We start from the raw sequence: 13,335 nt of genomic DNA on the forward strand, positions 1-13,335 counted from the left end.
CTGAAAGAAATCTATTACGTCACATAAAAAAATTGTAGATCTCTTTGCCTGGTCTCTCGTTATAGAATGGTCTGGTACATCCCGGACATCCAGAGGTTCTAAAGGCTTCATCAATATTTATAGAAGTAATATCTATTCCAAAGCTCAAAAGTTTTCCTTTTCTATCGTATAGAAAACCTTCGTAATATCTCGGGTTCTTTTTCAATAGATATCTGGCAATCTGTACTTCTCGATATGTTCTTATATCAGGTTGTGGTAAGTTTTCCAACCCTGTTCCTTTTACAGGAGTAAAGGAAAAAAGCCCTACTTCTATATTTCTGATACGGCACTGATATATAAAGTCTATCACGTCTTTTTCCGTTTCTCCTAACCCCACGATCACGTGGGTCGTTATCCTGCCTTTGAATTCCTGAGCTGCTTTGAAAAGTAGTTCAATATGATTTTCAAAATTCCCCCCTCTGTATTTTTTGAAGAGATCGGGAGTAACAACATCCACGGCTATTCCAATCCTCTCAATTCCACGAGAAAAATATTCTCTGACTTCTTTCATATCTAGAGGTCTGACGGAAAGGGAAATGGGAAGTCCCAGTCCTGATAATTCTTCAATCAAAGCCTGAAGTACCTCTCTGTATCCTGGACTGGAGACGGTCTGTATGCAAAATCTGGAAAACGGATTATGCCTTCCAATCGCCTCCATAACGTCCGATAGTTCGTACCCGGGCCATACGATTCTGGATAATCTGGAGATATCCGCCCTGGAATCTCTCGCCTGTGCGCAGTACAGGCAGTTGAATACACAACGTTCTCCAACCATAAAGTACGCTGTAGGCATAGGTATATCGAATTTAAACTTCCTAAGACCGAGTTTTGCCGCTGTCCCGGCTGAAAGCCTTATCTGCAAAAAAATCCCTCCAAATATAATAGGGGCTTGCGCCCCTATTATATTACAGCGTTCAGTTCTTACCTTTTATTCTGTTTGAACTTTTATTACCCTTGGTGTTTCATCGTACTCAGTGATAGGACTGATCTCAGATATGTAGTTCATTACCACATCGGCGAGAACGAAACCGGTGTCGTAACCTTCAAGCTCTTTCAACATGGAGTAACCGTCACCACCAGCAGCCATATAGTTGTTGGTAACGAGGGTATAGACTTTTTCAGGATCAAGCGGTTCTCCATTGATGAGGACGTCTCTGATTTCACCGTTCTCAATCTTGTAGCTGAGGCCTGATACCTGTGGTCTGGCACCTTTACCTGCTGGAATGGTCGCTGTATATTCGAGGACTTTCATAAGTTGTTCACCGGTGATCTTCGCAAGATATAAAGTATTTCCAAAGGGCAGAACAGTAAGCACGTGCCTGTAAGTAATCGGACCGGGGTTTATCGATGCCCTGATACCACCAGCGTTTGTGATGGCGATATCGGCTCCTGTTTTCCACACCATGGCATCCGCTACGAGATGTCCAAGGTTTGTATCCTGGTTTCTGATTATATTTCTGGTACCTTCGAGGAGTATCTTCGTTTCACCTATGACTGTGTCAAGTTTTTCGTTACCGAGTTCTTTGAAGTAGTCGAGGACCGTGGCAACAGCGAAGTCGGGTGTTATGTCGGCGAGTTTTATTGGAATAGTCTTGTAACTGACAAAGGTTATTGAGCCACTTTCGACCTCTACATCAAGTTTTCCGAGGTATTTGCCCCATTCACCAGCAGAAACAATGAGGGTTCCGTTGATGACTTCAGGTTTCTCATACAGGGTATGGCTATGACCATCGACGATGATATCGATTCCATCGACCTGTTCAGCAAGTTCATGGGAATTAACACCCTTAATGGGAGTTGCGTCACCCAGATGCACGAGGGCGATAACCACGTCTGCCTGTTTTTTGAGCTCTGGAATGAGTTCCTTCGCCACATCAACAACGCTTCGCCATTCGTAATCCTGCGCATAGAGAGCTTCGAGGATTTCTGTTTCCTCGGCGGTAAAGCCAACGATAGCGACTTTCAAATCTCCGACTTCTTTAATGATATATTGTGTGAAGGCGGGTTTGCCATCCTTGTATATATTCGCGCTAAGGAACGGAAAATGTGCCCACTTCATCTGCTTTGAGAGGACTTCAGGCGGATTATCGAACTCGTGATTTCCGAGCACCATGGCATCGAGCTTCATCAGATTGAGGGCCACTATATCTGGGGCAGCATCCACAAGATCAGATTCCGGCACTCCTGTATTCAGATCACCAGCATGCAGGAAAAGGGTGTCGGGGTTTTCGACTCTGAACTTGTTCACAAGGGTAGCAATAAGTGCAAATCCACCGATATCGGGGTTCTTGTACTCGCTGAATGTCCAGGCGTGTCCGTGAGTATCGTTCACATGGAGAATGGTAAGTTTCTCTGCCAGCACGAAAACAGAAAGAAGTACAACAACAAGAAATACAAGCAGTTTCTTCATTTCTTACTTCCCCCTTTCTTGGAATTGGATTGTGGAATGATATTGTCTATGAATTCAATCTTCAGATTTATATTTCCTGATGTTACTGTCGCTTCAATGACTTTTGCAATGCTACCTTTTCCAAGCTCCAGGTCGCGTTCTTCCTCAGTAATTATACACCTTGTAGGAACGTTCGGTAAACGTGTGAAAGACCTGGTATCGAGGAAAAGATGTAGTGAATCGATCAACTGTTTTTCGACTGAAACCTCAAGATATGAGATTTCAACGAATCCGAGAATAGACACGGAAGCTACGAATAATCCAATCAGCAACCATACGGTCGCACTACCCTTATCCTGGGTAAACGACCTCTCCGGAGGATACATCACCTTTGAACAGTTCCTCTCTCACATGATTCCATATTGCCGTGTTTTTACCGATATTCACTCTATCGGGAATTTTCACATCCGAACCTATTACAACCAGTCCTGCGTTGTATATTTCAGGGGAGATTTTATTAGCCACCTCTGGTCCGATACCAATATTCACATCACTGCCTATGGTGGTTCTTTCGGAAATTATTGCCCTTTCCACGAAAGTATTTTCTCCTATCACGCAATTGGTCATCACGATAGAATCTTTAATAACAGCGCCCTTAGCAATACGAACGCCCTGAAAGATTATCGAGTTCTCCACAGTACCGTTGATTTCACAACCTTCACTGACGAGAGAGCTTCTGATCTTTGCTTCTGACGAAAGGTAAGCTGGAGGATACTCTTCAGTGTGAGTATAAAAACGCCAGGTCGGTTCATGAAGATTCAGTCCTGGGACAGGTCTTGTCAACTCAAGATTGGCTTCCCAATATGCCTGAAGTGTTCCAACATCACGCCAGTAACCTTCAAAGTTGAAAGCATAGAGCTGTCCTGAACCTTCGGAAACTATCTTAGGAATGATGTTCTTGCCAAAATCATGAACACTATTTGGGTCCTGAGCATCTTCAATGAGTTTCTCTCTCAAGAAATTCCAGTTGAAGACATATATTCCCAGGGAAGCAAGGTTCGACTTGGGTTGCTGAGGTTTCTCCTGAAATTCTGTTATTTTTCCTTCAAAATTCGTTACCATTATTCCGAAACGTGATGCCGCATTCATCGGAACTTTCATGCACGCAATTGTTCCATCCGCTATTTTTGAAAAATGAAAATCTATTATTTCGTTGTAATCCATAGCATAAATGTGATCACCAGAAAGAATCAGAACTATCTCGGGACTGAAGGAATCTATGAAGTCAATGTTCTGATAAACAGCATTCGCTGTTCCAGAATACCAGTCAGAATCACTGCGCCCCTGAAAAGGGGGTAACATTACGACTCCGCCATCCTTACGGTCCAGGTCCCAGTGCCTACCTATTCCTATGTGTCTGCTGAGAACATGTGGACGGTACTGAGTGAGTATTCCAACGTTGAATATACCGGAATTCACGCAGTTACTAAGCGTGAAATCAATGATTCTGTATTTGCCTCCAAAGGGGACTGCTGGCTTGGCCACTTCATCCGTCAAAAGACCCAGCCTTGTTCCCTGACCCCCAGCCAGTATCATCGCGACAACACCCTTTATCATCAACACCACCTCATCAAATAACACCGGACTTTTCAACGATGGCTGGTGCTCCTGAATCGCCGTAGAGTTCTCTACCTGACCTTACTCTTGAATTCTTGTCCATGATAACATTTTCTACCCTCGCTCCTTCTTCGATAACGCAACCTTCCATAATAACCGAATTTTTGACGACAGCCCCTGCAAGTATTCTGGTGTTCCTGAAAATCACCGAGTTTATAACTGAGCCGGATATGATGCAACCGTCACTCACCAGAGCGTTCATGACTTTCCCTGTTGTCGTTACCTTTGGGGGAGGTAGGTCTTTCAGTTTCGTATAGACCTTCCCGTGTCTGTAAAATAGTTCACTTCTAACCTCTGGATCCAGAATATCCAGATTTGTTCTGAAGTATGTGGCTATGTCCGTAGTGAGGTTTCGCCAGTAACCGTCGAACATGTACTCCATAATCTTGAGGGAATTAATATTATCTATGAATAAATCAATGAGATTATCTTTCCCTTCCGGAACGCTGGAAAACAGTAATTCTCTCAGGAGAAATTTGTTGATGAAATAAATGCCTGTAGATTCCCGCAGATATTCACCTTCATTTATCTGCGGGAATTCAGAATCTCTATACCACCCTATGATCCTGCCAGATACACATTTAACAACTTCTTTTGGTTTCTCTCCTGCGGGCACCGTTAATACAGTGATATCGGTGCCACTGTCTATATGAGCCCTGAAGAGTTTTTGAAAATCCATCTTGTAAATATGATCCCCTGATCCTATGAGTACAAAGTCTTCATTCCCTCTCTTCAAGATAGTCATATTTTGATAAATAGCATCGGCTGTACCTTTGTATCCTATCGTTTCACTTGAAAGCCTGAAGAACGGTTGAAGGAAGAACAGCCCTCCCTGCTTTCTATCCAGATCCCATTCTTTGCCTGATCCAATATGGTCCATGAGACTTCGTGGACTGTATTGAGTTATTATTCCGACTTTCGAGATACCGGCATTCACCATGTTACTCAATGTAAAATCGATGGCCCGGTATTTCCCGAAAACTGGTAAAGCGGCACTGGCTCTAATATTCGTTAGAGGCCGCAGCTTTGAACCTCTTCCACCAGCCAGTACGAGTCCGAGTACTTTCATATAACCACCTCATCAATAATCTATACAGGGAAGGTTAGTCATGAATGAGAGATCTGGAACATCGGGAGGCATGGAATACTTCAGGGAACTACTTATTAGTTTCATTGACTCCTCAACAGCCTGCTCGAAAAGATCCAGAAAAGTATTCCTGCTTTCCCAGCCGGTAGTTGGGTGGAACCAGGAACGTTTGTTGAGGTTCAATACGTCCATACCAGCGTATCCTCCATAATCAGATTCTCCGGAAAGTTTCTTTAACAACCTGCTAAAAACACCAAAGAATCCACCACTGCTTCTCTCTTCATTTTGCATGAAAACCCTGGTGGCCTCAATGGCTTCGGAAAAACTCACATTGTCTATCTTGAAGAATTCATAAGCGATTGAGAGATAAAGTTCGTCCAATTCCTGGGGAACTTCAAAGGGTAGTTTGTCAGAGAAAGTGAGTTCAGAAATCATAGTCCGCAAGACCCTTTTTACCATTTCCGCGTCAATAGCCTTCTCGAAATCGTAGTGCTTTGTGCCACTTCCAACCTGGGAAATTATGTAGGGATGAGTCAACCTATCAAGGGTATGATGGCATATCAATCCATAAACGTAAGCTCTTCTCGTTCTAAAAAGCTCTCTTATAACATAGTGTAGGTAATTTCCGCACTTCTGTGAGTGCAACTTGTTACCTAACATCAAATAATCCGGGTTGTCCGGAACATAGTAAAAAACGTTCGGCCCGAGAACACCGAGAACAAACAAATCCTTCTCTTCTTCGTTTTCGAAGTTAAACCTGAGCTCTCTCAGAACCCGTGTGCCATGAAGATAGTGCGTCCAATAATCCGGCACTACGCTTCACCTCTTTTCCACGACCGCCCATAAACACTTCAAATAAAGTGTTTCCGGGATCTGGAGTACCCATGGATGGTCTCTGGACTGATAAGTGACCCCGAGAAACCTGTAATACACACCTTTACCGGCAGAAGCTTTACGTAGCGCCTCTATGAGATGGCTGAGTGTGAGATTATAAGCGCAGCTACAGAGTCCTATTACCCCACCACTTCTGATCGTATCAAGGGCTCCTTCGACTAACTCTTTAAGGAATTTTATTCCCTTCGAAATTTCGTATTTGCCCTTGATCAGTGAAGGAGGATCTATGACAACTATATCAAATTGCTCCCGCTTTTCCAAAGCCTTCAGATATTCAAAGACGTCTGATTGAAGGAAGCTAACCTTGTTGACAAGTCCATTCAGCGTAGCGTTTTTGGAGCCAAATTCCAGATCAATACCTGATTTATCGACGGCAATTACCTGAGCTCCGGCGATTGCCATATTCAACGCAAATCCGCCGGTGTAAGTGAAGAGATCAAGGCCTTTTTTCAATCCAAGCTCTTCAACGATTCTTCTCGCGAAGAATCTCGATTCCCTCTGATCATAAAAAAACCCGGTCTTCTGACTTTGAACGATATCTACCAGGTAAGAAATTCCGTTTTCGCGTATCGTCAACGGTCCGTTCGGAATATTTCCATAAAGCAGTCCGACATTTCTCTGAATTTGCTCCCCAACCCGCATCTCAAAATCGCTTCTCTCATATATTGTTGCTGGACTAACGATGTCAATCAAGTGGTTAACAATCCTGTCCTTGAACAATTCCACAATGGCGTTCCTGAACTGAACCACCACTGTGTCCCCGTATCTGTCAGCTATGAAGCCCGGTAATCCGTCGCCTTCTCCGTGGAAAAGACGATAATAAGGCTCCTCGAAAAGCCTTTTCCTCCAGCTCAAAGCGTTAACGAGACGTGAAAGAATAAATTCATCTCCTATGGCTTCGTCTTTCGTTGTAAGAAACATGATGGTTCGGCGTGAAAAAGGGTTATACAATCCTTTACCTACAAATTTGAAATCAGAAGAGAACACATTGACCTCACTTCCGAGGTACGTTTCGCCCTCAATTTCCTCGATTTCATCTTTAAATACCCAGGGATAGCCATTCAATAGTTTGTTTTCCAGACCTTTCTTCAAGCGAACTATTAACATTAAAAGTGCTCCTCCAGTAGTAGAGGATAGTCAAAGAGTTCTTCTGCTTTGAAGAACAGAGAAATTTCCCTTGTGGCACTCTCCAGACTGTCGGAGGCATGCACAATATTTTTCCTTACCGATATAGCGTAGTCACCTCGAATAGTCCCACCACTGGCTTTTAATGGGTCTGTATTACCGATTGTGTGTCGGACAAGCTCAATGGCGTGTGGGCCTTCCAGGACCATCGCTACGACAGGACCTGAAGTTACAAATTTTATCAGTGGCTCATAAAAGTCTTTCCCAATGTGTTCCTTATACAGCTCTACAGCCTGTTCTTTGCTCATCCATAACATCTTCATGCCGACAATTTTCAAACCGCGGCGTTCAAATCTTCTTATAACTTCACCAACAAGCTGTCTTTGAATCGTATTGGGTTTCAGATACACAAAAGTCCTTTCTTCCACTTGTGTGCCCTCCCTGATTTCTGTATTGGGGATCGCCATATGTCAAATTTATGAAAGTCGGGTACTCTAAAACTTTCCCGGACCCTCTCAATTTCTTCAATCTCTTATCCTAAAAAAATATACCATACTATTGCAAATATTCCGCTATAATTAAAATATGAAGACTTTTACTGAAGAAATAACAAACAGGATTTTTAGATTGATTATTAAAAGTGAAGGCATTAGTCTGGCTCTGATAGGTGAGCAAGCTTCACTACTGAAAAAGGTTGCCCTTGACGTTGTCGAACATGACCTGGAATGGAACGCGCGACGGTCGGTCGAAGACCTCATGATAGTTGAACCCGCCGACGGTAACATTGGGATAAACGAAATCAAGAAGCTCGAATCATTTTTCATGCACCGACCCCTGGGAGGTCAACGAAAATATGCGATTATTCATGACGCTGAGAGGTTCACCACCGAAGCGGCAAATGCTTTTCTCAAGTTGCTGGAAGAACCCCCATACTATGCAGTGATATTGCTCACCAGCATCTCATGGAACTCCATTATTTCAACAATAAGGAGCAGATGTTTTGCTTTTGATGTGAAAACTCCAGAGGAGCCTTTGAAACAATTAAAGGCAAAGTATAGAGAAAAAGTCAAATATATTTATGCTGTCTGCTATTCAGATTTTAAAGTCCTGGAATTCTGCCTGGACAAGGACATAGAAAACATCATCAATGAACTAATCCGATATGAATCCCTTGAATTCACCGAACTTCTAAAGGAATTGATTGAAATAGAAAAGGACGACTTAACCTTAGAAAAAAGACTTAAACTGCACAAAATACATGTGGAATTAATAAGAAGATTCGTCAAAGGAAGCAAAAGTAAATTCTTCTCGATGTTCGTCGCCCTCAAAGATGCTCTAACTGCCGGAAACACTTTTTCGAACATACGCGAATTTGCAAAGACCGTGAGAAGCATCGTTCAGGACATTCCTATCATTTCTCATACATCGTATTGGAACAGGATTGTTAACCTCGACCTGTTAGAATGGTTGATAGAGCTCGTTGATTCTGGCTTTTCAGTGGAAGAAGAGGACTATTTGTGGTTGAACTCACTTATAAGAAGAAAGGTCTCTTCGCTAAACAAAGACCTGGTGATTTATAGGATAGTTTCCGTTTTAGCAAAGAGTGCTTGGAGGGATAAGCATGCCTGAGATATATGGTATCGTTTGCGGTGTTGAGTTTCATCCAGTGGGAAAGCTATATTTGTTCACTGTCAGTGACCAAGGTATAAGACCTGGAGATCAAGTAATAGCTGAAACTGAGTTTGGGTTGGATGTGGGGGTCGTACGATATGGTCCAGTTGAAATGCGCATAGACCAACTCGAAGGTATCAAGCCTATTCTAAGAAAAATGACGCCCGAAGACGAAAAACAATACAAGAAAAACCAGAACGATTCAAAGAAAGCCTTCGAATTGTGTAAAGAAAAAATAAAGGAACACCAGCTTCCAATGCGATTACTCGAAGCGAGATACATGTTTGACCGGTCAAGAATAGTCTTTTATTTTGGTGCTGACAGTCGTGTTGATTTCAGAGAACTCGTAAAAGACCTCGCACGGATGTTCAAGGTCAGGATAGAATTAAGGCAGGTCGGTATTAGAGACGAAGTAAAGATGAAAGGGAGTATAGGACTTTGTGGCCAGGTAGCTTGCTGTGTGAGGTTCAAGCGCGAATTTGAGAGTATAACACTCAAACATGCAAAAAAACAACAGCTTCTGATCAATCCGGCCAAGATATCCGGTCGTTGCGGGAGGCTTCTCTGCTGTCTGGCTTATGAGCAGGAGCACTATGAAGAGGAACTCAGGGATATTCCCGATGAAGGTTCGCTAATAGAATATGAAGGAAAAACCTGTAAGCTATTGAATGTGAATATTTTTCTGAAGCAAATATCTATGGTAACTGATGAAGGGAACGTTATCAGGGTTCCCTTTGACGAGTTCAGGGAAAAACAGGGTATTCTGTTAGGTGAAGCGTCGCCCGAAGAACTTATAAAAAATAAGGATGAAGATATAGAAATCGATGAGGAGGGATAAAAAGATGAACCGGTCAAAACTTTCGATTGAAGAGCTGAAAGAACTGAAGGAACTCGCCAGGATTTGCCGAGGTGACATTTTAAAAATGACCACTGTGGCAAATTCTGGGCACCCGGGCGGTTCCATGTCTTCTATAGACATATATCTCACCGTTTATAAATTCGCAAAACTGAGTCCTGAAGCCCCTTTCGCTCCAAACCGTGATAGAGTGGTCGTAAGTCATGGCCACACCTCCCCTGGAGTTTATTCGGCTCTGGCAAGGCTTGGTTTTTTCAATATTGAAGACGTCATTACGGGGTTCAGGCATCCCGGTTCCATTTTTGAAGGACACATTACTCGGGGGATTCCTGGCATCGAGTGGACTACAGGTAATCTCGGTCAAGGACTCTCCGCAGGTGTTGGCATGGCCCTCGCGGCAAAACTATCGGGAAGGGACTTTCATGTATTCACTCTGATGAGTGACGCTGAACAAGCCAAGGGGCAGGTGGCAGAGGCGAGAAGAACAGCTGTGAAATACAATCTGAATAACCTGACGGTGGTCATAGATTATAACGATGCTCAGATTTCAGGCAGAGCCTCTGACACAATGCTTGTAAATATAAAAGAAAACTATGAGGCCGATGGCTGGAAAGTTATTGAGATCGATGGCCATAACCATGAAGCTTTGGCGGAAGCTCTATACGAAGCCGTTAACAAAAATGTACCCGTTGCCATTCTTGCCAGAACCGTGATGGGAAAAGGTGTTAGCTTCATGGAAGACGATGTCACTTTCCACGGAAAACCCCTCGATGTCGAAACATGCAGGAAGGCTCTGGCAGAACTTGGAGTTGAAGACGATCTGGAATTCTACATCAACCGCAGAAAGAGACTACCTGAGACCCGGGAACAACTCAAACCTCCTTTAGAAGTGATAACGATAGATTCCGGCAAACCAGTGACTTACAGTGTGAGTCAGAAGATGGATAACCGCTCCGCTTTTGGAAAAGCTCTCGCTGATCTTGCAGTATTAAATAAAGGAAAATCACCCATAGCGGTGGTGGATTGTGATCTGAAACCCTCGACAAAAACCATAGATTTTGAAAAGGTCTGGCCTGAGAACTTTATTCAGATCGGTGTTCAGGAGCACAATGCAGCAACGGTTGCTGGAAGTATGTCGGTGAACGGTGTTTTGACGTTCTTCACCGACTTCGGAGTTTTCGGTATAGACGAAACCTATAACCAGCAACGATTGAACGACATAAATAAAACAAACTTAAAAGTAGTGGTTACCCATGTTGGTTTGGATGTTGGCGAAGATGGAAAAACACACCACTGTATTGATTACATCGGCGCTCTGAGAAACCTGTATGGTTTCAAAATCATCGTTCCAGCTGACCCAAACCAGACCGACAGAGCCGTGCGTTATATCGTGCGGGAAAAAGGAAACTTTGTCATTGCCCTCGGGCGTTCCAAGCTCAACCCCATTGCGAATCTCGATGGTGAGCCATTTTTTGGTGATGAGTATGAGTTCGAATACGGAAAGGTTGATGTAATCAGAAGTGGTAGTAATGCTACCATAGTTGCTATCGGTCAGGTGGTCTCAGAAGCGGTAAAAGCTGCTGATTGTCTTCGAAAAGAAGGTATAGAGGTCACAGTTCTGGGTGTCAGCTGCCCTATCGATGCTTCCTTTGATTCCGTGAAGGATTACCTTAAGGGGAATGTGCTCACTGTGGAGGACCATAACGTACGCAGCGGACTTGGCAGCATTCTGGCTGAGTATTTCGTCGATGCCGGTTTTTTGCCAGAAAAATTTGAAAAAATTGGAATTACAGGTTATGCGGTATCTGGAAATAAGGAAATTCTTTACAAACTGTCCGGTCTGGATTCTGAGTCAATCATCGAAAAGGTAAGAAAAATGTTGAAATGAACGAAGCGATAAATGAAAGAGTAGAAAAGTTTATTAGAATACTTGAAATAGACAGCATAGATTCGGAGCTCCTTATGAGGGCTTTATGTCATTCTTCATTTGCAAACGAAAATCCAGAATTGCAATTGGAATCAAATGAAAGGCTCGAATTTCTCGGAGACGCTGTTCTCGATCTTGCCCTTGCTGACATTCTCTTCACGGAATATTCCCTGAATGAGGGAAAAATGTCGAAAATACGTTCCGCAGTCGCCAGCGAAATTATACTTTCCGTGGCGGCCCGCGAACTCCAACTGGGAGAATATCTATTACTTGGAAAAGGCGAAGAAAATTCCGGAGGCAGAACAAAGGACTCCTTACTCGCCGATGCTTTTGAAGCCGTAACTGCGGCAATATATCTGTCCGGTGGACTTGAAAGAGCGAGAAAGTTTGTGAAGAGGATGCTCAAAAAATATATAGACAAAGCCTTGAGTGGTGAACTTGTGATGGATTATAAAACTACACTTCAGGAGTACACTCAGCGAACCTTTGGAACTAGACCGGTCTACATCTCGAGGAAAAACCAGCAAAAAGATGACTTTCTGGTTGAGGTGTTTTTAAACGGCGAATATATGGGCTTTGGTATTGGAAAAACTAAAAAGCGTGCCGAACAACAAGCAGCAAAAACTGTCTATGAAAGGCTTGTAAAAGGGGAAAAAGGAGAAGATGAAAATGCCTGATTTAACTTTTGTATTCCCCCGACATACTAAGTCTATTAGTACCAGCGGTAGTACTTGCTCTTTGAACTGTAAGCATTGCGGTGCACACTATCTTCGCGGAATGGATATGGTGGAAAGAATCCCGGAACTCATAAAAAATGGTCGGAGGAGCTTTTTGATCAGCGGGGGATTGAATAAAGAATACACCATTCCATGGAAAGAGTACGTTGGTCAACTTTCAAAAATGAAAAAGGAGCATCCCATAAGGTACAACTTCCATGTCGGACCCGTGGTAAAAGAAGAGGACATCAATACTTTGAAGGAATTGGCCGACATAGTTTCTTTTGATGTGGTCGGAAACGAGGAAACAATGATAGAAGTCTACGGCGAAGACCTCCATCGATCCTCTATAAAAAGCCTGGAACTCCTTACAAAAAATGGAATAAAAGTGGTGCCACATGTGACAATAGGTCTCAAAGCCGGGAAGCTTTCTCATGAATTCGAAGCCCTGGAACTCCTCGAAAGCCATGGGCTGAAGACAGTTGTCTTTCTCATCTTCATCCCAACAGCAGGAACAGCATATGAGAAGACAACCCCACCAGCGATAACGGATGTCAGGAAGGTTTTCGACAGAGCAACTAACTTCAGAAAAATTCTTGGATGCATGCACCCTGGAGGCGCCTACAGAAGGAATATTCAAGGCATGGCCCTTTCCTTGGGCTTTGAAGCGATTGTACAGCCAATTGTTCCCACTATAAAGAAAGCTGAAGAACTAAATCTGAAGACAGCTTACTTTTATGAATGCTGCGGTTTCTTGTTATAAATGCCTGCAACTCCCGGGTTTATTTGATCGCAGAGAACCGGCTCTACTTTATAACGAAACATTGAGAGAATTTGTTGCTGAATCGAAACTTTGTTAAGGTGACCAGAGGCCTCAAAACGCGCGTCTGAAGCTTATTTCACTTTGTCAAAGCCCCGGGTAACTCTTGAAACCTATGTTCCACAGCCTTCACA

13 protein-coding genes are annotated in these 13,335 nt (G+C 43.3%); 5 read left to right on the forward strand and 8 right to left on the reverse strand.

From position 1 onward, the window contains the following. Positions 1 to 19: 19 nt before the first annotated feature. From IX53_RS05145 to ndk, 8 genes are all read right to left on the reverse strand, one after another. Positions 20 to 901 carry a LipS2 family lipoyl synthase gene (locus tag IX53_RS05145; protein ID WP_047754436.1) on the reverse strand — a complete coding sequence of 294 codons (882 nt, stop codon included), beginning with the start codon at positions 899 to 901 and terminating at the stop codon, positions 20 to 22. Positions 902 to 967: 66 nt separating this feature from the next. Beyond that, positions 968 to 2,449 carry a bifunctional UDP-sugar hydrolase/5'-nucleotidase gene (locus IX53_RS05150; RefSeq protein ID WP_047754437.1) on the reverse strand — a complete coding sequence of 494 codons (1,482 nt, stop codon included), beginning with the start codon at positions 2,447 to 2,449 and terminating at the stop codon, positions 968 to 970. Further along, entirely contained in the window at positions 2,446 to 2,733 is a 288-nt protein-coding gene (locus IX53_RS05155; protein WP_218916043.1) for a hypothetical protein, read from the reverse strand. The genes IX53_RS05150 and IX53_RS05155 overlap by 4 nt, the downstream gene beginning before the upstream one ends. A gap of 46 nt (positions 2,734 to 2,779) precedes the next feature. Then, complete coding sequence (locus tag IX53_RS05160; RefSeq protein WP_169746226.1) at positions 2,780 to 4,042, reverse strand: glucose-1-phosphate adenylyltransferase; 1,263 nt, start codon at positions 4,040 to 4,042, stop codon at positions 2,780 to 2,782. A gap of 16 nt (positions 4,043 to 4,058) precedes the next feature. Next, positions 4,059 to 5,174: a glucose-1-phosphate adenylyltransferase subunit GlgD gene (glgD, locus tag IX53_RS05165; protein ID WP_047754440.1), complete on the reverse strand. Its 1,116-nt coding sequence runs from the start codon at positions 5,172 to 5,174 to the stop codon at positions 4,059 to 4,061. A gap of 12 nt (positions 5,175 to 5,186) precedes the next feature. Then, entirely contained in the window at positions 5,187 to 6,005 is an 819-nt protein-coding gene (locus tag IX53_RS05170) for a zinc dependent phospholipase C family protein (RefSeq protein WP_047754441.1), read from the reverse strand. A 6-nt stretch (positions 6,006 to 6,011) separates the two neighbouring features. Beyond that, a complete protein-coding gene (locus IX53_RS05175) occupies positions 6,012 to 7,193 on the reverse strand; it encodes a class I SAM-dependent rRNA methyltransferase (RefSeq protein ID WP_047754442.1) in 1,182 nt (393 codons plus the stop codon). Then, on the reverse strand, positions 7,193 to 7,639 hold the full coding sequence (ndk, locus tag IX53_RS05180) for a nucleoside-diphosphate kinase (RefSeq protein WP_245612680.1): 447 nt from the start codon (positions 7,637 to 7,639) through the stop codon (positions 7,193 to 7,195). The genes IX53_RS05175 and ndk overlap by 1 nt, the downstream gene beginning before the upstream one ends. 157 nt (positions 7,640 to 7,796) lie before the next feature. On the opposite strand from ndk, the gene IX53_RS10530 reads away from it, so the two are divergent. The 5 genes from IX53_RS10530 to IX53_RS05205 all read left to right on the forward strand — a co-directional run bounded on the left by IX53_RS10530 (position 7,797) and on the right by IX53_RS05205 (position 13,144). Beyond that, entirely contained in the window at positions 7,797 to 8,840 is a 1,044-nt protein-coding gene (locus IX53_RS10530; RefSeq protein WP_082128482.1) for a hypothetical protein, read from the forward strand. Then, entirely contained in the window at positions 8,833 to 9,720 is an 888-nt protein-coding gene (locus IX53_RS05190; protein ID WP_047754444.1) for a PSP1 domain-containing protein, read from the forward strand. The genes IX53_RS10530 and IX53_RS05190 overlap by 8 nt, the downstream gene beginning before the upstream one ends. A gap of 4 nt (positions 9,721 to 9,724) precedes the next feature. Beyond that, the gene (locus tag IX53_RS05195) at positions 9,725 to 11,626 is read left to right on the forward strand and encodes a transketolase (RefSeq protein WP_047754445.1); all 1,902 of its coding nucleotides are present in this window, start codon (positions 9,725 to 9,727) and stop codon (positions 11,624 to 11,626) included. Next, a complete protein-coding gene (gene rnc / locus IX53_RS05200; RefSeq protein WP_047754446.1) occupies positions 11,623 to 12,342 on the forward strand; it encodes a ribonuclease III in 720 nt (239 codons plus the stop codon). Before IX53_RS05195 ends, rnc begins: the two co-directional genes overlap by 4 nt. Before the next feature lie 61 nt (positions 12,343 to 12,403). Then, the gene (locus IX53_RS05205) at positions 12,404 to 13,144 is read left to right on the forward strand and encodes a radical SAM protein (protein WP_218916044.1); all 741 of its coding nucleotides are present in this window, start codon (positions 12,404 to 12,406) and stop codon (positions 13,142 to 13,144) included. Positions 13,145 to 13,335: the final 191 nt, after the last annotated feature.

It is taken from the genome of Kosmotoga pacifica (genome assembly GCF_001027025.1).
Lineage (GTDB): Bacteria > Thermotogota > Thermotogae > Petrotogales > Kosmotogaceae > Kosmotoga_B > Kosmotoga_B pacifica.

Coding starts and splice junctions, on each gene's coding strand:
- IX53_RS05175 (WP_047754442.1), bottom strand. CDS start 7,193: ATGTTAATAGTTCGCTTGAAGAAAGGTCTGGAAAACAAACTATTGAAT.
- IX53_RS10530 (WP_082128482.1), top strand. CDS start 7,797: ATGAAGACTTTTACTGAAGAAATAACAAACAGGATTTTTAGATTGATT.
- rnc (WP_047754446.1), top strand. CDS start 11,623: ATGAACGAAGCGATAAATGAAAGAGTAGAAAAGTTTATTAGAATACTT.
- IX53_RS05195 (WP_047754445.1), top strand. CDS start 9,725: ATGAACCGGTCAAAACTTTCGATTGAAGAGCTGAAAGAACTGAAGGAA.
- IX53_RS05150 (WP_047754437.1), bottom strand. CDS start 2,449: ATGAAGAAACTGCTTGTATTTCTTGTTGTTGTACTTCTTTCTGTTTTC.
- IX53_RS05190 (WP_047754444.1), top strand. CDS start 8,833: ATGCCTGAGATATATGGTATCGTTTGCGGTGTTGAGTTTCATCCAGTG.
- glgD (WP_047754440.1), bottom strand. CDS start 5,174: ATGAAAGTACTCGGACTCGTACTGGCTGGTGGAAGAGGTTCAAAGCTG.